The sequence below is a fragment of the Acidovorax temperans genome, assembly GCF_028596105.1.
GTDB lineage: Bacteria > Pseudomonadota > Gammaproteobacteria > Burkholderiales > Burkholderiaceae_C > Acidovorax > Acidovorax temperans.
Window position 1 is genome coordinate 1,590,747 of the sequence record NZ_CP117193.1, and the last position, 19,070, is coordinate 1,609,816.

General features: G+C 62.4%; 17 protein-coding genes and 1 tRNA gene. 11 read left to right on the forward strand and 7 right to left on the reverse strand.

What is annotated here, in order from left to right; genetic code table 11:
* The first annotated feature begins 102 nt into the window (after nucleotides 1-102).
* From PQV96_RS07535 to PQV96_RS07550, 4 genes are all read left to right on the forward strand, one after another.
* Nucleotides 103-540, forward strand: a complete 438-nt coding sequence (locus PQV96_RS07535) for a hypothetical protein (protein ID WP_013722272.1) — start codon at nucleotides 103-105, stop codon at nucleotides 538-540.
* A 134-nt stretch (nucleotides 541-674) separates the two neighbouring features.
* Nucleotides 675-1,055, forward strand: coding sequence for a hypothetical protein (locus PQV96_RS07540; RefSeq protein ID WP_131798444.1), 381 nt, complete (start codon nucleotides 675-677; stop codon nucleotides 1,053-1,055).
* 8 nt (nucleotides 1,056-1,063) lie between these two features.
* On the forward strand, nucleotides 1,064-2,047 hold the full coding sequence (locus PQV96_RS07545; RefSeq protein WP_013722270.1) for an MvdC/MvdD family ATP grasp protein: 984 nt from the start codon (nucleotides 1,064-1,066) through the stop codon (nucleotides 2,045-2,047).
* Nucleotides 2,010-2,780 carry a hypothetical protein gene (locus PQV96_RS07550; RefSeq protein ID WP_227468462.1) on the forward strand — a complete coding sequence of 257 codons (771 nt, stop codon included), beginning with the start codon at nucleotides 2,010-2,012 and terminating at the stop codon, nucleotides 2,778-2,780. Before PQV96_RS07545 ends, PQV96_RS07550 begins: the two co-directional genes overlap by 38 nt.
* 248 nt (nucleotides 2,781-3,028) lie before the next feature.
* Here PQV96_RS07550 and PQV96_RS07555 read toward each other — a convergent pair whose 3' ends face one another.
* The gene (locus tag PQV96_RS07555; protein ID WP_013722268.1) at nucleotides 3,029-4,531 is read right to left on the reverse strand and encodes a tyrosine-type recombinase/integrase; all 1,503 of its coding nucleotides are present in this window, start codon (nucleotides 4,529-4,531) and stop codon (nucleotides 3,029-3,031) included.
* Between the two features lie 280 nt (nucleotides 4,532-4,811).
* On the opposite strand from PQV96_RS07555, the gene PQV96_RS07560 reads away from it, so the two are divergent.
* Nucleotides 4,812-5,123 (forward strand): single stranded DNA-binding domain-containing protein, encoded by a 312-nt coding sequence (locus PQV96_RS07560; RefSeq protein ID WP_273624926.1) that lies wholly within the window; start codon nucleotides 4,812-4,814, stop codon nucleotides 5,121-5,123.
* Nucleotides 5,124-5,727: 604 nt separating this feature from the next.
* On the opposite strand, the gene PQV96_RS07565 is transcribed toward PQV96_RS07560, so the two are convergent.
* From PQV96_RS07565 to PQV96_RS07590, 6 genes are all read right to left on the reverse strand, one after another.
* A tRNA-Thr gene (locus PQV96_RS07565) sits at nucleotides 5,728-5,803 on the reverse strand.
* A 12-nt stretch (nucleotides 5,804-5,815) separates the two neighbouring features.
* Nucleotides 5,816-6,823, reverse strand: a complete 1,008-nt coding sequence (locus PQV96_RS07570; protein ID WP_273624927.1) for a class 1 fructose-bisphosphatase — start codon at nucleotides 6,821-6,823, stop codon at nucleotides 5,816-5,818.
* A 14-nt stretch (nucleotides 6,824-6,837) separates the two neighbouring features.
* The gene (gene pepN, locus PQV96_RS07575; protein ID WP_273624928.1) at nucleotides 6,838-9,567 is read right to left on the reverse strand and encodes an aminopeptidase N; all 2,730 of its coding nucleotides are present in this window, start codon (nucleotides 9,565-9,567) and stop codon (nucleotides 6,838-6,840) included.
* A complete protein-coding gene (locus PQV96_RS07580; protein ID WP_273624929.1) occupies nucleotides 9,551-10,234 on the reverse strand; it encodes an HAD family hydrolase in 684 nt (227 codons plus the stop codon). Before PQV96_RS07580 ends, pepN begins: the two co-directional genes overlap by 17 nt.
* A 58-nt stretch (nucleotides 10,235-10,292) precedes the next feature.
* Nucleotides 10,293-11,397 (reverse strand): peptide chain release factor 2 gene (gene prfB, locus PQV96_RS07585; RefSeq protein ID WP_273624930.1). Its coding sequence is split into 2 segments (ribosomal slippage): nucleotides 10,293-11,315 and nucleotides 11,317-11,397, totalling 1,104 coding nucleotides; the frame shifts between segments, so codons are not numbered across the junction.
* Between the two features lie 266 nt (nucleotides 11,398-11,663).
* Nucleotides 11,664-12,566: an alpha/beta fold hydrolase gene (locus PQV96_RS07590; protein WP_273624931.1), complete on the reverse strand. Its 903-nt coding sequence runs from the start codon at nucleotides 12,564-12,566 to the stop codon at nucleotides 11,664-11,666.
* 416 nt (nucleotides 12,567-12,982) lie between these two features.
* On the opposite strand from PQV96_RS07590, the gene PQV96_RS07595 reads away from it, so the two are divergent.
* From PQV96_RS07595 to PQV96_RS07620, 6 genes are all read left to right on the forward strand, one after another.
* Entirely contained in the window at nucleotides 12,983-14,200 is a 1,218-nt protein-coding gene (locus tag PQV96_RS07595; RefSeq protein ID WP_273624932.1) for an ABC transporter substrate-binding protein, read from the forward strand.
* A 111-nt stretch (nucleotides 14,201-14,311) separates the two neighbouring features.
* Complete coding sequence (locus PQV96_RS07600) at nucleotides 14,312-15,232, forward strand: branched-chain amino acid ABC transporter permease (RefSeq protein ID WP_273624933.1); 921 nt, start codon at nucleotides 14,312-14,314, stop codon at nucleotides 15,230-15,232.
* Between the two features lie 21 nt (nucleotides 15,233-15,253).
* Nucleotides 15,254-16,219, forward strand: a complete 966-nt coding sequence (locus PQV96_RS07605; RefSeq protein ID WP_273624934.1) for a branched-chain amino acid ABC transporter permease — start codon at nucleotides 15,254-15,256, stop codon at nucleotides 16,217-16,219.
* On the forward strand, nucleotides 16,216-16,974 hold the full coding sequence (locus PQV96_RS07610; protein WP_273624935.1) for an ABC transporter ATP-binding protein: 759 nt from the start codon (nucleotides 16,216-16,218) through the stop codon (nucleotides 16,972-16,974). The genes PQV96_RS07605 and PQV96_RS07610 overlap by 4 nt, the downstream gene beginning before the upstream one ends.
* On the forward strand, nucleotides 16,971-17,690 hold the full coding sequence (locus PQV96_RS07615) for an ABC transporter ATP-binding protein (protein ID WP_207375028.1): 720 nt from the start codon (nucleotides 16,971-16,973) through the stop codon (nucleotides 17,688-17,690). The genes PQV96_RS07610 and PQV96_RS07615 overlap by 4 nt, the downstream gene beginning before the upstream one ends.
* 251 nt (nucleotides 17,691-17,941) lie before the next feature.
* Entirely contained in the window at nucleotides 17,942-19,003 is a 1,062-nt protein-coding gene (locus PQV96_RS07620) for an aldo/keto reductase (protein ID WP_207375027.1), read from the forward strand.
* The last annotated feature ends 67 nt before the right edge of the window (nucleotides 19,004-19,070 follow it).

The following is a 19,070-nucleotide window of genomic DNA, read 5'->3' on the forward strand; positions in this document are numbered from 1 at the left end:
GGGCCGCGCCGCTGGATGGAATGATCGGAATCCGCAAACCACGAAGGAAACGCTGTGGGCTGGAACATGCCATGGTCGCGCCGATCTGCAAAGCTAGATCCCATGCTGGACGACGACGTGATAAGGCAAGCGTTGGAGCACCGGTTTGTCCGATACGCCTGCCTCTATCAGCAGCACGAGGGAATCGGGTTACTGCAGAGCGCCAGAGCTTCCACCCCGGATCTGTACATAAGGATCAACGGGAGGCAGGGTGCCTATGTTCATCAGTGGCGCTTGCGCGACAGCAAGACCGCAGTGGTGGAGCACTTCGCGGTTGAAACCGAATTTGTGGGGAAGGGTTTTGGTCTTGCAATTGCGCGCGGCCTCGCAAGTGCCCTGAGGGATGAGTTTGAAACCGAGACCATTGTGTTCAGCGAGCGCGCGTACTCCGAGGCGCATGAACGCTTTTTCAAGCGCCTTGGCGCGGTGCCTAGCGACAGCAGCCAGTATCCTGGGAAGCCGGATTGGGCCTGGTCCCTGGCGACCGCAGCAGCGGACTGAGCGTTGCCACTGTCCGCGCGTAGCACCCGTGCGGCAGGAGTGGATGGCATCGCATAAGTGACCGCCCGATGGGCGTGGGAGACAGAGGAAACGATCCGGTCGATGTTTCTCCCTGCTACGAATAAGATAGAGGCTTGAGCCTTTTGCTGCATCGTTTCCGGGAAGAAAACATGACAGAGCCCCAATTGCAACCGCCGCCAAGGGGGCGGATTAGCCCGCTGCTCACCGCAGCGTCCATTGAGCGCACCGGTAACGCCCAGTTGCCGGGGGCCTATTGTGGACAACGGCATGTATGGCTTATGGAGGGGGCGCCAATCGTCGAAGCGCTGGCGAATTTGGCTGAGCTGACCACGAAAACCGAGGCACAGTTGGAGCGGGACGACAGTTCCGAGCCCTCCTTGCTGGAACTGCAAACTAAAACAAAGGCCGAGGCGGAGCAGGATGACCAGGACTGGAATGCGCACCTGCTGGGGCTCACTACGAAGACGTTTGCCAACATGGAACGCGACGACTGAAGTAGGCCATGATTCTCATCGTCACCAGCCAAAGGGACCTAACGAGCGATTTCATCGTACTTGAGCTTCAACGCAAGGGGCTCGCCTACCTGAGGCTCAATACGGAAGAACTCCCGAAAGGTGCCTTCTACTGTCGGCCAGAAGTAGACGATGCTTGGCATTTCGATCTCCAAGGGGTGTCTTTCGACCTGTCTCGTGTCAAGGCTGCGTACTTTCGGAGGCCAGGCACCCCCGAGCCGCTTTCGGACATTCACGAGGCCGAACAGGCTTACGCTGCCGTAGAGTGGCAAGCGACATTGCAATCGCTCTATTGGGCGGTCGGGGATCGCTGGCTCAATGCCCCTCACGCGATAGCGCTTGCTGAGGACAAGATCAGGCAGTTAACTGTTGCCCGGAGGCTCGGGTTTCTGATACCCGAGACGCTGATCGGCAATTCTCCGGTTGCTGCACAGGCGTTTGCCGCGGAAAGAAGGGTTGTCGGCAAACCGCTGAGAAACGCTGTCGTGAAGGGGCAACGTACCGACAGGGTCGTCTTCACCTCCCGCGTCCACATCGATGCGCAAACCGACCCTCTCTCCATCAGGGTCTGCCCACTGATACTTCAACGGGAAATCAAGAAACGATATGACGTGCGCGCCACGGTTGTTGGGGATCGGGTGTTTGCCGTAACTATTGACTCCCAAGGCCACCCTGAAACGGAGGTGGACTGGCGCAAGACTTCGGCGCCGGACCTGGCGCACTCCGTTTACGTCCTTCCGTCCGAGATCGCCCGGAAATGCATAGCTATGACGCGTAGCCTGGGCCTGCGCTTCGGAGCGCTGGATTTCGTCTTGGACCCTGAAGGGCAGTTGTGGTTTCTTGAGATCAATCCGAATGGCCAGTGGGCATGGATAGAGACCCGGACGGGGCATCCCATCGCCGCCGCCATCGTGGCCGAGCTGGCGCAGATCGCGAATGAACAAGCTACTGCAGGCGATTTGGCCACGGCCTGAAATGTGCTCTCCTGCGGAGCTCGCTAAGCTTCAGCAGGACGGCCGCGAACTGGATGCGCGCATCCAGGACCTGCAGGGCATAGGTGACGCCGAGGCCTCCTTGTATCTCGAGGCGGCGAGGCGCATCACGGATGAAGAAGACAAACGAAAAGCTGGAGCCGAAGCCCGGGCGACGACCTACCTTGCTGCCGTCGCCGCGTTGATTCCATTGATGACATGGGCTATCGGCAACGCCGGGCCCTCGTTGACTTGTTCTCCGGGTTGGGGATGTTTCGCGTGGACAGGCATCTTTATCCTGGCGGTCATCTACTTCATTACCGCGGCCCACTGGGCCCTCAAAACCCTCGCAGTCGCCAATTATCACGTCATAGGCGTGGAGGACATTGTCCAAGTCAAGGAGCAGAAAAAGAACCTTCAAAAGATTCTGATCCAACAGTCGCTACTGCAAGGCAGGCGCAACCGCGACACCATTAACCTGAAGCTCACCTTCATCAAGGTGGCGCAGCGGCGCTTTTTCAATGGTCTTGTGATCCTGGGGTTGTTGCTGATGTTTGATCCTGCATCAAGGCTTGGCCTGATCGACGCGGCAAAAAGTCAGCTCGCTGCGGGGGCGAGCTACTTGAAAGTGGTGTCCAGCGTTCGTGCAAACAATTCCCAAGTGGGCAAGACTGAACCGAAAGATGAAACCTCTGAGCTTCTCTTGCGAATGACTCTGCAGTTACCGGCCCAATAGTTTCCCAAATACAAATACCCGCCGAGCAGCAAGCAGCGGCAACGCCGTCGCGCGCATCTCCTTGTCCAACATGCGTACCAGGTTATTGAGGTAGTGGTCAGGGCGCTTTGCGGGCTCGATGCCGGGCTGCTGCCGGGGCAGCTTGCGCGGGACATGAAGCGATCCTGCCGATTGCTCGCCGGACCTGCTGTGCTCACGTTCCAGGATTGACTGATCGGCATCGCCGGAATACGCACATTTTTAAGAGATCATGCCGGGGCCTCAAGAGCCGCCTCTTCTTTCAGCGATTGGATGAAAAGCGCCTCGATGTCGACTTCAGGCGCGCGGGTCGATTCATCCTCGTCCTTTCCTTCGAAGATTGCCGTGAGCCTTTCTCCAAGGAGCCGCCACGCTTCGCGCTTTTCCTTGCTGTATTTGTAGTGCAGATAGTGCCGTCGCACTTTGCTTCCCGCCAGCACATGGTTCTGGCATTGGTCGATGACCTCTGGTGTCACTTCCAGATGCTGCATCATCGTTGCGGCTGTCCTTCGCATGTCGTGAGGTGTCCACTTGCCGTTTTCACCCCCGGACAGGACCAGCGTATCGTCGTGAACCCGGTTCTTCAACGGCTTGCGGTCCTTGAAGCGGCACTGCCGGTCGCCCACTTGCTTGCTGACTGTCTTTTCGTTCACGTGGTTTTCCCCGTCGGCACACGGGAAGCACCATTTGGAGGCCTTCGTCAGCTCGTGGAGTGCCTTGAACTGCTTCAGCGCAAAAGCGGAGAGATAGACAACCTGGTCCTGCTTCTTGCCGCGCTTCCCTTTGGCATTCTTTTTGGGGATGAACCACGCCCCGATCTCCAAGTTCACGTGCTTCCATTCGGCCATGAGCAGTTCGCCGATGCGGCAGGCCGTGGACAGGCTGATCCAGAGGGCCAACTGCGTCTCCTTCAAGACAGGCCGCTTGGCCCGGCGCTTGTCGGGAGCCGCTTCGTAGGCCTGGTGCATGGCAGCGAAGATGTCACGCAGCTCCCTGATTTCCTTCGGAGAAAGGGTTCTGGTGCCCTCGTTGGAAAGATCGTAGTCGGCATCCACAAGGTTCTCGACTGCCACAAGGGCTGTCGGATTCCCTTCCTGCAGCAGGCGCCGCCATGGCTGCCGCTCCTCCGCCCAGACGAACATCTGCTTGAGATCATGGGAGGCGATGACGGCGAGCCGATTGACTCCTCGATCGACCATCGCTCGAAGCAGAGCCCGAATGTGGTGCTCCGTCACATCCTTCACAGGTAGGGTGCCGATGGCGGGCAGAACGTCCTTGTTGAAAGAACGCTTGATTTCCGCGTTGTTGTCCTCGCGCTTGACGCCATCGGTTACCCAGGCGTCGAACAGGGACTGCACAGTAATGTTGTCGGCGTCCCGTTTTTTCTGCTCTGCGATAACCCGTTCTACTTGAAGGCGGTTCTCGATGCGAACAGCTTTCCGCTGGTCATTGGGATTGATGCCGTCCCGTACAGCTTTCCGTGCGTTGTCTCGATTCGTCCGGATCTCGTCCAGCGTCGCGGTCGGCCACGCACCGCAGTAGTGCCATGTTTTCTTGCCATCCCATTTGAACCCGTAGCGGAACTTGATGGAAACGCTGCCGTCAGCGGCGGCCAGCACTTGGCCGCTGAGGCCGTCACCGTCGCTCAGGACCTCGCCCTTCCAGGATGGACCAATGGCTTTCAGCTCGATGACCGTCCACTTCCGGCCAATGCCAGATTTTGGGTAGCGCATAGTTTCTCCAGCTTCCAGGGGTCCACCCAGGGGTCCACCAGAAATGGGATGGTAGGGGATTTGTTGGGACTCCTTTTCTTTAATTTTATCGCTTAACCTATTGTTTTTAAAGGATTTTATTGATCCACGGAAATCCACCAAAATCTACCCAAAAATGAATGGGGTGCAAGGGGTCGCGAGTTCGAATCCCGCCACGCCGACCATTTATTCAAAAAGCCCGGTTCTGAAAAGAGCCGGGCTTTTTTGCTTTAGCAATGCAAAACATGGGATCGGGGACAACATGATTGAAGGTTTGGTGGCAGGCCGCGTGTGGAGTTCGGCCGAGCGCCGGGTGGACAAGGCCGGCAGGCCTTATTGCGTCGCCAAGCTCAGGGTTCTGGGTGCTGACTCTGAAGGTGTGCTGGTCAATCTGATCGCTTTTGATTCCGATGTGTGTGACAGCCTTTTGCGCACCCACGAAGGGGATGCCATCTCGGTGACCGGTGCGCTGACTCCCAAGGTGTGGACGGACAAACAAGGGATCAGCAAGCCTGCTCTGGACATGGTTGCGCACCGCATCTTGCGCATGGGAGACGGCCAGCATTTGGACTGAGGTGCTGTGATCGCTGTGCCCGGCTTGGGATTGTGACGAGTGCTAGGAAGATGGCGGTGTGCCCTGCCGGGTAGCGAACCCCATGGCATCCAACTCTTCCGGGGTGACTTCAATCTCAATCACCTCGGGTTGGCGAGGCTCAACCGTTACTCTTCTTTCATGGTTCTGCGGGGGTTGGCCCACCGTTTGCCGGCGGTCTCGTCCGCTGCGGCGATCGATTGGTTGCTTGGGTTGCACGGCCTTTATGCCTCCCTGCAGTGGTGTTGGCAAGATCATCTGTTGATGGCTCGACTTGCGCTGTATCTTTGCGCAGTGCGCTAGCTCCGAAGTTTCCATGTCCCGCAGAAATTCGCAAGCAAATTTTTGCGCTGTGTGTCTTGGAAGGTGTGGTGTTAACTGTGACGAGCAGGACGTCGTACTGAATGCACTTAGCGTGAGTTGCGATGTGTTTGAGTTCGAGGCGCGTTTGAGTGACTGGTGCCGATCATCAAAGTCGGCATCTGCTCGGCGCAGGCTCCGAGGGGCGAATCTATTCGATTGCATCTCCTCTCCCGCCCATCGCCAATAAAAAAGCCCTGACTCTTGCGAATCAGGGCTTTTTGTTTGGTGCCGGAGAGATGAATCGAACACCCGACCTTCTCATTACGAATGAGCTGCTCTACCGACTGAGCTACACCGGCTTGAGCCTCAAATTATAGCGTCGAATGGTAGCTGGTGACCCGCTCCACCTCGTTCTTGGAGCCGAGGATGACGCTCACGCGTTCGTGCAGTTGCTTGGGCTGGATGTCCAGAATGCGTTGCTTGCCGTTGGTGGCTGCGCCGCCGGCTTGTTCGACCAGCCAGCTCATGGGGTTGGCTTCGTACATGAGGCGCAGCTTGCCTGGCTTGTTGGGTTCACGCTTGTCCCAGGGGTACATGAAAACGCCGCCGCGGGTCAGGATGCGGTGCACGTCGGCCACCATGGAGGCAATCCAGCGCATGTTGAAATCCTTGCCGCGCGGGCCTTCCTTGCCTTGCAGGCATTCGTCGATGTAGCGCTTCACGGGCTCGTCCCAGTGCCGCATGTTGCTCATGTTGATCGCGAATTCCTTGGTGTCTTCAGGGATGCGCACGTTTTCTTGCGTCAGCACGAAAGAGCCTTGTTCGCGGTCCAGGGTGAACATGGCCACGCCATCGCCCACCGTGAGCACCAGGGTGGTTTGCGGGCCATAGACGCAATAACCGGCTGCGACCTGTTGGGCACCGGCTTGCAGGAAGTCCTGCTCGGTCACGCCAGGCGAGCCTTCGGGCTTCTTGAGCACGCTGAAGATGGTGCCGATGCTCACGTTGACATCGATGTTGCTGGAGCCGTCCAGGGGATCGAACAGCAGCAGGTATTCGCCTTGTGGGTAACGGTTGGGCACCAGGTAGATGCTGTCCATCTCTTCTGAAGCCATGGCTGCCAGGTGGCCGCCCCATTCGTTGGCTTCGATCAGCACTTCGTTGGCGATGATGTCCAGTTTCTTCTGTACTTCGCCTTGCACGTTCTCGCTGTCGGCGCTGCCCAGCACGCCGCCGAGCGCGCCTTTGTTCACGGCCTGGCTGATGCGTTTGCAGGCGCGGGCGACGACTTCCAGCAGCAGGCGCAGGTCGCCAGGGATGTGGCCGTCAACGCGTTGCTGCTCGACGAGGTAACGGGTGAGGCTGATGGGTTTTGGCATGGGGTTCTCCTTGATTATTCAGACAGCGCGCGGTTGACGACTTCGCGCACGTCGTTGCTCAGTCCCTCGCGGGCGGCCACGCGGGCGATGGCTTCGCGGGCCGCCGTGCGCCAGGGGTCTGCCAGCTTCTTCCAGCGGTCCAGCGCGCGGGCCAGGCGGGCAGCTACTTGCGGATTGATGGCGTCGAGCTCAATCACGCGCTCGCTCCAGAACACATAGCCACCTGCGTCCTGGCGGTGGAAGGCGCCGGGGTTGGCGTTGCAGTAGCTGAAGATGACGCTCCGCGCACGGTTGGGGTTCTTGAGGCTGAAGTCCGGGTGCTGCATCAGCTGGCGCACGATGGGCAGGATGTTGCCGCCCCGGTCCGGGGCGCCCGCCTGCAGGGCAAACCACTTGTCGATGACCAAGGGTTCGTCCTTGAACAGAGCGTGGAAGCGGGCCAGGGCAGGGGCGGCCAGGTCATGGCCGCTCGCCACGAGGGCCGTGAGCGCGTTGAAGCGGTCGGTCATGTTGCCGGCATCCTTGAAACGCTGGTAGGCCTTGCCGGGCCAGACGGCATCGCCCGTGGTCTTGGCGGCGATGCACAGCATGTGCAAGGCCATGCCGCTGAGTGCGCGGCGGCCGGCAGACACGCTGTCGGGTCGGTAGCCACCGGTGTTCTGGTGTTGTTCCCAGGCCCATTCCCAGTCGGCCCGCAGTGCCAAGGCCAGCTCGGTGCGCATGGCTTCGCGCACGGCATGGATGCGCTGCGGGTCCACCACGTCCAGTTGCTCGGCGATGTAGGTCTCTGAAGGCAGGGTGAGCACCAGTTCCTTGAAGGCTGCGTCCAGGGCGGGATGGCGCAGCACGGCGCGCATGGATTCGACAAATGCAGTGCCCAGAATCTTGAGCTCAGAAGTGGTTGTAGCGCTTTCCGGAAAAGCGCTGGCAGCTATGCTATTGATAGCAATGCGCAGGGCCAGACGCTGGCCTGCTTCCCAGCGGTTGAAGGCGTCGGTGTCATGCGCCAGCAGCGTCAGCAGTTCGGCATCGGTGTAGTCGATGTCCAGCACCACGGGCGCGCTGAAGTTGCGCAGCAGCGAGGGGACGGGGGCAGCGTCCAGGTTGGTGAAGGTGAAGGTTTGCGACGCTTCGGTCAGCACCAGCACCTGAGACGTCGCGCCACTGGCTGCCTCGCCTGCCTGTTGCAGGGGCAGGGGGGTGCCGGAGGCACTGAGCAGACCCAATTCCACCGGAATCACGAAAGGCTCTTTGGTGGGCTGGCCGGGCGTGGCGGGGCAGCTTTGCGACAGCGTGAGTGCATAGCTGCGCGTGGCGGCGTCATACACGCCCGTAGCGCGCACGCGGGGTGTGCCGGCCTGGCTGTACCAGCGCTTGAACTGGGGCAGATGCTGCGCCAGCGGGCTGGTGGGGTTGGCATCCGCAATGGCCTGCACGAAGTCGTCGCAGGTCACGGCCTGCCCGTCGTGGCGCTCGAAGTACAGCTTCATGCCCTTGGCAAAACCGTCGCGGCCGACCAGGTTGTGCTGCATGCGCACGACCTCGGCACCCTTTTCGTAGATGGTGACGGTGTAGAAGTTGTTGATCTCTACGTAGCTGTCAGGTCGCACCGGGTGCGCCATGGGGCCTGCGTCTTCGGGGAACTGGGCGGTGCGCAGCACGCGCACGTCTTCGATGCGCTTGACGGCGCGGGCCGAGGGGCTGCCCGCCAGGTCCATGCTGAATTCCTGGTCGCGGAAGACGGTGAGGCCTTCCTTCAGGCTCAGCTGGAACCAGTCGCGGCAGGTCACGCGGTTGCCTGTCCAGTTGTGGAAGTATTCGTGGCCCACCACGCTTTCGATGTTGGCGAAGTCGGTATCGGTGGCGGTGGCTTCGCTGGCCAGAACGTACTTCGTGTTGAAGATGTTCAGGCCCTTGTTTTCCATGGCGCCCATGTTGAAGTCGCTGGTGGCGACGATCATGAAGCGCTCCAGGTCCAGCGGCAGGCCAAAGCGGGCTTCGTCCCAGGCAATGCTCGCCATCAGCGAATTCATGGCGTGCTCGGTCTTGCCCAGGTCACCGGGGCGCACATACACCTGCAGCAGGTGGTCGGTGCCCGCGCGGGTGCGGATTTTTTGCTCGCGCGCCACCAGCTTGCCCGCCACCAGGGCGAACAGGTAGCAGGGCTTCTTGTGCGGGTCCACCCACTTGGCAAAGTGGCGGCCGTCTTCCAGATCACCGCTGTCCACCAGGTTGCCGTTACTCAGCAGCACGGGGTATTGCGTCTTGTCGGCCCGCAGCGTCACGCTGTAGCTGGCCATCACGTCCGGGCGGTCCAGGAAGTAGGTGATGCGGCGGAAACCCTCGGCCTCGCACTGGGTGAAGAACGAATCGTTGCTCACGTACAGGCCCATGAGCTTGGTGTTCTTGGCTGGTGCGCAGGTGGTGAAGATTTCGAGCGCGAACGCGTCGGTGCCTTCGGGCAGGTTTTCCAGCACGAGCTGGCCGCCGTCCATCTTGAACGAGGTACCCTGGCCGTTGACCAGCACGCGCGCCAGGTTCAGGTCTTCGCCGTGCAGGCGCAGCGGCTGGGCGGGCACATCGGCGTTGCGGCGCAGCACCATGCGGTTGAGCACGCGGGTCTTGGCGGGGTCCAGGTCGAACGTGAGCTCAACGCTGTCGATCCAGTAGGCGGGGGCGGTGTAGTCTTCGCGGCGGATGGCTACAGGCGCGGCCTGTCCATCTTCTTTAGACAGTTGCAACATGGATGCTCTCCAGAAAGTCGGTGTTCATGAGTTCGGTGTAATCGCGCACGGCAGCCAGCACATGGGGGCCTGCCAATTGCGCGGGGCTGTGCGTGCTGCACACCGCCACGGCGCGCATGCCTGCGCGGCGGGCGGCTTCAATGCCAAAGGGGGCGTCTTCGAAAACGATGCAGTGCTGCGGCAGCACATCGATCCGGCGGGCAGCTTCCAGGAAGATGGCGGGCTCGGGCTTGCCCGGCAGACCTTCATCGCCACGCACAATGGCCAGAGGTTGCACATCCATCTGCAGGTGCGACAGGGCAAAGTGCACGTTGTGGATGTCGCCTGCCGTGCCCACTGCCACCTTCAGCCCGCGGTCTGCCACCTGCCGCGCAAATTGGCGAAACCCTGCCACTTCGGCAAAACGGGGGCCGAACAGCTCGCGGTAGATGTCTTCCTTCTCGCGGGTCAGGGCGTCGGCTTCGTCCTGCGGCACCTCGCGGCCCAGCAGTTCGCGGATGCACTCGGTGCCGTTGCGCCCGGTGGTGCGTGCCATCAGGTCGGGCACGTCCACGTCCATACGGCGGCGGCGCGCAAATTCAACCCATGCCTGGGCGTGCCAGGGCATGGAGTCGATCATCGTGCCATCCATGTCGAAGATGATGGCCCGGGTGGGGATGCGGCTCATGCCGGGCACCCACTCAGGGGCAGGGCGGCGGGGCCCAGCGGCTGCGGCAGGGGGCGCATCACACGCCCTGCTTGAGCGAGGCCTCGATGAACACATCGAGGTCGCCGTCCAGCACCTTTTGCGTGGCCGAAACTTCCACGTTGGTGCGCAAGTCCTTGATACGGCTGTTGTCCAGCACGTACGAGCGGATCTGGTGGCCCCAGCCCACATCGGTCTTGGTGTCTTCCAGCTTCTGCTGCTCTTCCATGCGCTTGCGCATTTCGTAGTCATACAGGCGGCTGCGCAGACGCTGCCAGGCCACGTCGCGGTTGCTGTGCTGGCTGCGACCGTCCTGGCACTGCACGACGATGCCGGTGGGGATGTGCGTCAGGCGCACGGCCGAGTCGGTCTTGTTGATGTGCTGGCCGCCCGCGCCGGATGCGCGGTAGGTGTCAGTGCGCACGTCGGCCGGATTGATGTTGATCTCGATCGAGTCATCAATCTCGGGGTAGACGAACAGCGAGGCAAACGAGGTGTGGCGGCCGCCAGAGCTGTCGAACGGGCTCTTGCGCACCAGGCGGTGCACGCCGGTTTCGGTGCGCAGCAGGCCATAGGCGTATTCGCCTTCGATCTTGATCGTGGCGCTCTTGATGCCTGCCACGTCGCCCGCGGTTTCTTCTTCCACCGTGGCCTTGAAACCCTTGCGCTCGGCGTACTTGAGGTACTGGCGCAGCAGCATGCTGGCCCAGTCGCACGCTTCGGTGCCACCGGCTCCGGCCTGGATGTCCACAAAGCAGTTCAGCGGATCGGCCTCGTTGCTGAACATGCGGCGGAACTCGAGCTCCTCGATCAGCGGGCGCAGCTTGTCGGCTTCGGCTTCGATGGTGAGCAGGCCGGCTTCATCGCCTTCTTCCTTGCTCATCTCGTACAGCTCGGCGTTGTCGGCCAGCTCGCGCGTCAGCTTGTCCAGCGTGACGACCACGCTGGAGAGCGACTTTTGTTCTTTGCCCAGTTCCTGGGCCTTCTTGGGGTCGTTCCAGACCGAGGGGTCTTCGAGCGACGCGTTGACGGTTCTCAGACGTTCGAATTTGGCATCGAAGTCAAAGATACCTCCGTAACTCTTGGGTGCGGGTGGCCAGGTCCGCCAGGGTGGTGCCGATGAGGTTGATGCGTTCTGCGTCCATGGTGCGTATCCTGTGTGTTCTGGGAAATAACCGGCGATTTTCTCACGGGACGCCCCAAGGGCTGATCTCCTCGAAGAACACGGGGATAGCCAAGGCCTTGGGCTTGCGGGGCGGTGCTGCAACCCGCTTGCCGGACCGGCTCAGGCGGCCCGCCCAAAGCAGTCCTGATTGCGCCCAGTGTCCCAGAGTTTGCTATTTATTTGATAGCTGCTTGCGCTTTTGCTGATTGGCTTGTAACCATTTTCTTTCAATATGGCCGACACGCCTCAGTCCAGAAACTCTTCTATCAGTCTGGCCACGGCCTCGGGCTGATCGTGGTGCAGCATGTGGCCCGCGTCCTGCACCACGGCCACGCGGCAGTTGGGCACATGGGTAAGGCGCTCGTGGTACTCGTCCAGGCTGTAGCGCTCTTTCCACCACTGGCCCAGGCTGTCGTCACTGGCCTCCACCGCCAGCACCGGGGCGGTGATGCGGGCATACAGGGCCAGCGTCTCGTCCACGCGAAAAAGCTGGGCGCTGGTCACCTTGTGGGCCGGGTCGCCCAGGATTTCCCACCGGCCCTGGGCATTGGGCCGGGCCCAGTGCTGCGCCAACCACTCGGCCTTGTCCTGCGTGAGGCGGGGGTTGGTCTTCATCAGGCGGCGGGCCACCCCGCTGGCGTTGTCGTAGGTGTTCAGGGCTTTTTCGCCCTGGTGCAGTTGCTTGATCTCGTCGATCCACTGGGCGTACCGCGTGGGCGCCTGTGCCGGGCGGGTGGCGGGCATGCCAAAGCCTTCCAGGTTGACCAGACGGCGAATGCGCTCGGGCCGCACACCGGCGTACATCATGGCCACGTTGCCGCCCATGCTGTGGCCCACCAGGTCCACGGCCTGGCCGGGGGCGTAGTGGTCGAGCAGCATGTCCAGGTCCGCCAGGTAGTCGGCAAACACATAGTGGTCGGCCTGCGGCGTGCTGGTCTGCCCGAAACCGCGCCAGTCGGGCGCCAGAATGCGCCGCTGCTGGCGCAGCGCGTCCACCGTGAACTGGTACGAGGCCCCCACGTCCATCCAGCCATGCAGCAGCACCAGCGGGGGCAGGGGGCTTTGCTCGGGGCCCCAGTGGTTCACGTGGTAAGTGAGGCGGCGCAGGGGCAGGGTGCTGCTGCGCAGAGGGTGGATGGGCTGGTACATGGGGCGAAAAACTCGGTGCACTGCTGCGTGGCGCGGGTGATATGGGGTTGCGCCAATGTTACGGCGCACCGCCGCAGGGCTGGGTAGGGCAGCTGTCACATAGGAGCCTGTCGGGCTTGGAAAGCGTCGGCTGCAAATTGACTGCAGCGGTTCATTTTTCACCGTCTTTTTGCCCCATAGCTGGGCTATGGGGCTGCAAATCCGACGAAAACTGTCCTCGCTGGGCCAATTTTCGCTTTCGACGTTCCAAGTCCGCCAGACTCCTGGGAGTCTGGAGGCGTGCCGCCCGGTCTGGCCTCTCGCCCCATGCACCCGCCCCACGCATTTCGGCACGTTGCTGCGCCCAGTCAGGTTCTTGGAGGGCTGTAGCATTCGCGTCTCGCTCACGTTTCACATTCTCCCGATAGGACCTGAAGATGTCACCCCTTTTTCGCTCTCTCTGCGTTGCAACGCTGCGCCGCACAGCGCACCTGACGGCCTGGGCCACGCTGGCTGCATTCGCCAGCGCCCCCGCCCATGCCCAGGGCTCTCCGATCAAGGTGGGCGTGGCGCTGGATGTGTCGGGCCCGTTTGCCGGCCCCGGCGCCGAGGCACGCGATGGGTTTGCGCTCGCCATCAAGCAACTGGGCAGCAAGCTGGGCGGCCAGCCCGCAGAATTTGTGCAGACCGACATGGCGGGCAGCCCTGACCAGGCCAAGCAACTGGTAGACCGCTTTGTGCAGCGCGAAAAGATCGACCTGTTCACCGGCCCCATTGCCAGCAATGTGGCACTGGCCGTAGCGCCCACGCTGTTTGCCGCCAAGGTGCCCTACCTGTCGAACAACGCAGGCCCCAGCCAGCTGGCAGGGGCGCAGTGCAACCCCTACTTTTTTGGCACGGCTTACCAGAACGACCAGTTCCACGAAGCCGCCGGTCAGTTTGCGGCCGACCAGAAATTTGGCCGCATGGTGCTGATTGCCCCCAATTACCCTGCGGGCAAGGATTCGCTTACCGGCTTCAAGCGCAAGTTCAAGGGCCAGGTGGCCGACGAGATCTACACCAAGGTGGGGCAGATCGACTACGCGACCGAGTTGGCCCAGCTGCGCGCCGCCAAGCCCGATGCCGTGTATTTCTTCCTGCCCGGCGCCATGGGCATCAACTTCATCAAGCAGTTCGTAGGGGCGGGTCTGTCCAAAGACATCACCCTGGTCACCAGCGGTTTTTCGTCGGATGAAGACGTGATTGGTGCCGTGGGCGAGCCCATGCTGGGCCTGTTCAACACCACCCACTGGGCGCACGACCTGGACAACGCTGCCAACAAGGCCTTCGTGGCCGCCTTCCGCAAGGAATACGGTGGCCGCTACCCCTCGCTGTACGCCGCCCAGGCCTATGACGTGATCATGGCCATGGACGCTGCCGTGAAAGCCACAGGCGGCAAGGTCAGCGACAAGGAAGCGCTGACCAAGGCCATTGCCAAGGCGCAGTTCCCGTCGGTGCGCGGCAATTTCCGCTACGCCAACAACCACTTTCCGGTGCAGAACTTTTACCTGCGCAGCATCGGCAAGAACGCTGAAGGCCGCGTGACCAACAAGACCATCCGTACCGTGCTCGAAAACTACGGCGACGCGTACGCCGCGCAGTGCAAGCTGAAGTGAGCTTGGCCCTGAATCAAGTAAGCCTGTCTCGCCCGCCCCGCCTTTCTCTATGACCCAGCGCCGCGACCTTTGCATGGACGTGCCTTCCTTTTCGCGCACCGCCGCCTTGCCATGAACGCCATTCTTGTTTTTGAGCAACTGCTCAACGGTGCGGGCTACGGGCTCATGCTGTTCCTGATTGCCGCCGGCCTGACCCTGGTCTTCGGCGTGATGGACGTGCTGAACCTGTCGCACGGCTCGCTGTTCATGGTGGGGGCGTATGTGGCTGCGCAGGTGCATGTGCAGTCAGGCTCGTTTGCGCTGGCTGTGGGTGTGGCGGTGGTGGTGACGGCGGCAGTGGCGGCGCTGCTGGAAGTCACGCTCATGCGCCGCCTGTACGGGCGCGACCACCTGGCGCAGGTGCTGGCCACGTTTGGTGTGATCCTGGTGGCGGACGACGCGGTGAAGATGATATGGGGCCCTTCACCCGTGATGGCTTCGGCCCCGGCGGCGCTGGCCGGGCCGGTGGAACTGTTTGCGGGCCTGCCATACCCTTCGTACCGGCTGCTGGTACTGGGCGCCGGGGTGCTGGTGGCGCTGCTGTTGTACCTGCTGGTCAACCACAGCCGCGTGGGCATGCTGGTGCGCGCGGGCGCGTCCAACCGCTGGATGGCCGAGCTGATGGGGGTGCGCGTCACGCGCATCTTCAGCGGAATTTTTGTGCTGGGCGCAGCCTTGGCGGCGCTGGCCGGCGCGCTCATGGGGCCACTGGTGGCCGTGCAGGTGGGTATGGGTGAGTCCATCCTGATCCCGGCGCTGGTGGTTATCGTGATCGGCGGCATTGGCTCCATGCGCGGTGCCTTCGTGGCTGCGTTGCTGGTGGGGCTGGTGGACACCATCGGCCGCGCCTTCTTGCCGCTGCTTTTGCGCGCGACGCTGCCGCCTTCGCTGGCGGCTGATCTGGGTCCCCTGTTTGCCGAGGTGTCCATGTACGCCCTGATGGCCGCCGTGCTGGCCTTTCGCCCTGCGGGGCTGTTTTCTGCGAAAGCCTGAGCCGTTTTTATGCAGGCGACCTTGTCTTCCTCGACTTCCCCCTCGCGCTGGAAAGCCGCCGCCTGGCCCCTGGCCATCCTGCTCGCGCTGGCCTTGTTTCCCCCGGTGGCTGCGGCGCTGGGGCTTGATTTCTACATCGGCTTTGTGCGCCGGGTGCTGGTGGTGGCGCTGGCTGCGGCCAGCCTCAACTTCATCATGGGCTTTGGCGGCATGGTGGCGCTGGGCCACGCGGGCTTCATGGGCGTGGGGGCCTATGCGGTGGTGCTGCTCAGCGATGCCGGGTTCACATCGGCCTGGGTCATGTGGCCTGCGGCGGCGCTGCTCGCGGCGTTTGCGGCGCTGGTCATTGGCTCGATTTCACTGCGCACCAAAGGCGTGTACTTCATCATGATCACGCTGGCGTTTGCGCAGATGCTGTACTTCGTCTTTGTGTCGCTGCGCAGCTATGGGGGCGACGATGGCTACACGCTGATGGCGCGACCCGTCCTGGGCATGGGGCTGGACATGGCCGATGAAGCCACGCTGTACTGGGTGGTGCTGGCCATCGTTGCCGCGCTGCTGTGGTGGCTGGACCGGGCCGCGGGTTCGCGCTTTGGCACCGCGCTGGTCGGTATTCGCGACAACGAAATCCGCATGCGGGCACTGGGCTACCCGGTGTACCTGCTGCAGCTCACGGCCTTTGTGGTGGCTGGGGCTATTGCTGGCCTGGCGGGCGCACTGCTGGCCACGGGGAACAGCTTTGTCAGCCCGTCGATGATGCACTGGACGCAGTCGGCCACGCTCATCGTCATGGTGATCATTGGCGGCCTGGGGCGCCGCTGGGGCGGACCGGTGGGCGCAGCCGTGTGGCTGGCGCTGGAAGAGGCGCTCAAGCTGCACACCAGCCACTGGCACATGCCCTTGGGCCTGCTGTTGATTGCCACGGCCCTCTATGCACCCAAAGGGCTGGCGGCGCTGAGTGACCTGCGGGCCAGGAGCAAGCCATGAGCCTTTTTCAGGTGCAAGGGCTCGTCAAGCGCTTTGGCGGCCTGCTGGCCACGGACCATGTGAGCCTGACGGTGGAGCCCGGCGAAATCCACGCGCTCATTGGCCCCAACGGGGCGGGCAAGACCACGCTGGTGAACCAAATATCGGGCCTCCTCGCACCAGACGCCGGGCGCATCATGCTGGATGGCCAAGACCTCACACACCTGCCCATGCACCGGAGGGTCGCATTGGGCCTGTCGCGCTGCTTCCAGGTCACGCGCATTTTTCCGAACCAGAGCGTGCGCGACAACCTGGTGCTGGCCGTGCAGGCCCACAGCGGCTCCAGCTTTCGCTTCTTGCAGCCTCGCGCTAGCGTGCATGGCTTGTACGAACGCGCTGAGCAACTGGCCGAGCGGGTGGGTCTGCAGCACCAGCTGGACGGACTGGCGGGCGCACTGCCGCATGGTGCCCAGCGCACGCTGGATGTGGCCCTGGCGCTGGCGGCCACGCCCAAGCTGTTGCTGCTGGACGAACCCATGGCGGGCATGGGGCCCGATGAATCGCTGCAGATGGTGGAGCTGATCGACACCCTGCGACGCGACATGGCCGTGCTGCTCATCGAGCACGACATGGACGCCGTGTTTCGCCTGGCCGACCGCATCTCGGTGCTGGTGTATGGCCGCGTGCTGACCAGCGGCACCCCCGACGCCATTCGCAACAACGCCGAGGTACAGGCCGTGTACCTGGGCACCGAAACGCTGGAGACCCCTGAATGAGCGTGCCACCGCCCTTGTTGAGTTGCCAGGGCCTGGAGGCCGGGTACGGCGCCAGCCAGGTGCTGTTCGGTATCCACCTGCAGATTGCTGCGGGCGAGGTGGTGTCGCTGCTGGGCCGCAACGGCATGGGCAAAAGCACCACCATCAAGGCGCTGGTGGGGGCGCTGCGGCCCACGGCAGGCAGCATCCACTTTGCCGGCCAGCCCACGGCGCGCTTGCCTTGCGATGCGATAGCCCGCCTGGGCCTGGCCATCGTGCCCGAGGGGCGTCATGTGTTTCCCAACCTCACCGTGCGTGAGCACCTGGTGGCTTTTGCCGACCGGCGCAACGGCCTGAGCGATGTGTGGGACCTGGAGCGCATCTACGGCGTGTTCCCGCGCCTCAAAGAACGGCAGCACCACCTGGGTAGCCAGCTTTCGGGCGGCGAGCAGCAGATGTTGGCCATTGGCCGCGCGCTGTCTACCAACCCGCGGCTGCTCATCCTCGACGAGGCCACCGAGGGGCTGGCCCCCGTGATCCGTGAGGAAATCTGGCGCTGCCTGGCTGCCCTGAAAGCCGCAGGCCAGACCATCTTGGTGGTGGACAAGTACGTGCACCGCCTCATGGACTTGGCCGACCGCCACCTCATCCTGGAACGCGGGCGGCTGGTGTGGGAAGGGGACTCTGCCGCGCTCAATGCCGACCGCCGCCTGTGGGAGCGCTATTTGGCGGTGTAAGGCGCGGGATGCTGCGGTTGATTTGCTATTAAATCAATAGCTGGTTGCGCTTGTTTTATAAGCGCTGGAGCCACTTTTTATTCAAAATATTGCAGAGGCGCTGGCAAGGCCCATCGCCTGCAGCCCGGCGCAATCGCTTGTACGATGTCTGCCGCCGCGGGCGGGCTCTTGCCCCGGTGTTCCTTCTTCCCTTGGGCGTTGCCTGCACTGCATTCATTGCAAGTGGCGCCTGCCTTCGGAGTTTGTACCGCATGCAACACATCACACTGGGTCAGAGCGATCTGCGCGTGACCCCCATCTGCCTGGGCACCATGACGTTTGGCGAGCAGGTCAACGAGGCAGATTCCCATGCCATCCTCAGCCACTCGCTGGCGCGCGGCGTCAACTTCATCGACACGGCCGAGATGTATTCGGTGCCCGCGCGGGCCGAGACTTTTGGCTCGACAGAAACCATCATCGGCAACTGGTTTGCCAAGAACCCCGGTGCCCGCCAAAAGCTGGTGCTGGCCACCAAGGTGGCTGGCCCTTCGCGTGGTATGCCCTGGGTGCGCGAAGGCAAGGGCATGACATCGGCGGACATCATTGCCTCGTGCGAAGGCAGCCTGCGCCGCCTGCAGACCGATGTGATTGACCTCTACCAGATCCACTGGCCCGAGCGCCATGTGCCCGCCTTTGGCACGCTGTATTACGACCCGGCCAAAGAGACCTCGCAAACGCCCATCCACGAGCAGCTGGAGACGCTGGCCAAGCTGGTGAAGGCGGGCAAGGTTCGCACCATCGGCCTCTCCAACGAAACCCCCTATGGCGTGCATGAATTCGTGCGCCTGGCCGAGCAGCACGGCCTGCCGCGCGTGGCCACGGTGCAGAACCCCTATTGCCTCATCAATCGCACCTGGGAAAACGCGATGGACGAGACCTGCCATCGCCTGAACGTGTCGCTGCTGGCCTATTCGCCCCTGGGCTTTGGCCTGCTGACGGGCAAGTACGACGAGCATGCCCCCACCGACGCAGGGGCCCCCCAGGGCGCACGCATCGCCCGCTATGAGTCGGTGCGCAAGCAGCGCTGGGGCCGCCCCGAGTCGCTGGCCGCCGCCCGCCGCTACAACCAGCTTGCGCGCGACAACGGCCTCACGCCCACGCAGATGGCGCTGGCGTTCTGCTACACCAAGTGGCAGGTGGCCAGCACCATCATCGGCGTGACATCACTGGCGCAGCTGGACGAAGACCTGAACGCCTGGGGCACTACGTTGTCGCCCGAGGTGCTGCAGGCGATTGATGCGATCCGCTGGGAGGTGCGCGACCCAGCGCTGTGACTCGGGTGCCGATGAGGCTCTATCAACGCAAAAGGGCAACCCCAGGGTTGCCCTTTTTGATAGCGCT

What these genes read in the sequence shown, in the direction of transcription:
- PQV96_RS07535 (WP_013722272.1), top strand. Translation starts at nt 103, where the DNA reads ATGCTGGACGACGACGTGATAAGGCAAGCGTTGGAGCACCGGTTTGTC.
- PQV96_RS07545 (WP_013722270.1), top strand. Translation starts at nt 1,064, where the DNA reads ATGATTCTCATCGTCACCAGCCAAAGGGACCTAACGAGCGATTTCATC.
- PQV96_RS07550 (WP_227468462.1), top strand. Translation starts at nt 2,010, where the DNA reads ATGAACAAGCTACTGCAGGCGATTTGGCCACGGCCTGAAATGTGCTCT.
- PQV96_RS07555 (WP_013722268.1), bottom strand. Translation starts at nt 4,531, where the DNA reads ATGCGCTACCCAAAATCTGGCATTGGCCGGAAGTGGACGGTCATCGAG.
- PQV96_RS07560 (WP_273624926.1), top strand. Translation starts at nt 4,812, where the DNA reads ATGATTGAAGGTTTGGTGGCAGGCCGCGTGTGGAGTTCGGCCGAGCGC.
- PQV96_RS07570 (WP_273624927.1), bottom strand. Translation starts at nt 6,823, where the DNA reads ATGCCAAAACCCATCAGCCTCACCCGTTACCTCGTCGAGCAGCAACGC.
- pepN (WP_273624928.1), bottom strand. Translation starts at nt 9,567, where the DNA reads ATGTTGCAACTGTCTAAAGAAGATGGACAGGCCGCGCCTGTAGCCATC.
- PQV96_RS07580 (WP_273624929.1), bottom strand. Translation starts at nt 10,234, where the DNA reads ATGAGCCGCATCCCCACCCGGGCCATCATCTTCGACATGGATGGCACG.
- PQV96_RS07590 (WP_273624931.1), bottom strand. Translation starts at nt 12,566, where the DNA reads ATGTACCAGCCCATCCACCCTCTGCGCAGCAGCACCCTGCCCCTGCGC.
- PQV96_RS07595 (WP_273624932.1), top strand. Translation starts at nt 12,983, where the DNA reads ATGTCACCCCTTTTTCGCTCTCTCTGCGTTGCAACGCTGCGCCGCACA.
- PQV96_RS07600 (WP_273624933.1), top strand. Translation starts at nt 14,312, where the DNA reads ATGAACGCCATTCTTGTTTTTGAGCAACTGCTCAACGGTGCGGGCTAC.
- PQV96_RS07610 (WP_273624935.1), top strand. Translation starts at nt 16,216, where the DNA reads ATGAGCCTTTTTCAGGTGCAAGGGCTCGTCAAGCGCTTTGGCGGCCTG.
- PQV96_RS07615 (WP_207375028.1), top strand. Translation starts at nt 16,971, where the DNA reads ATGAGCGTGCCACCGCCCTTGTTGAGTTGCCAGGGCCTGGAGGCCGGG.
- PQV96_RS07620 (WP_207375027.1), top strand. Translation starts at nt 17,942, where the DNA reads ATGCAACACATCACACTGGGTCAGAGCGATCTGCGCGTGACCCCCATC.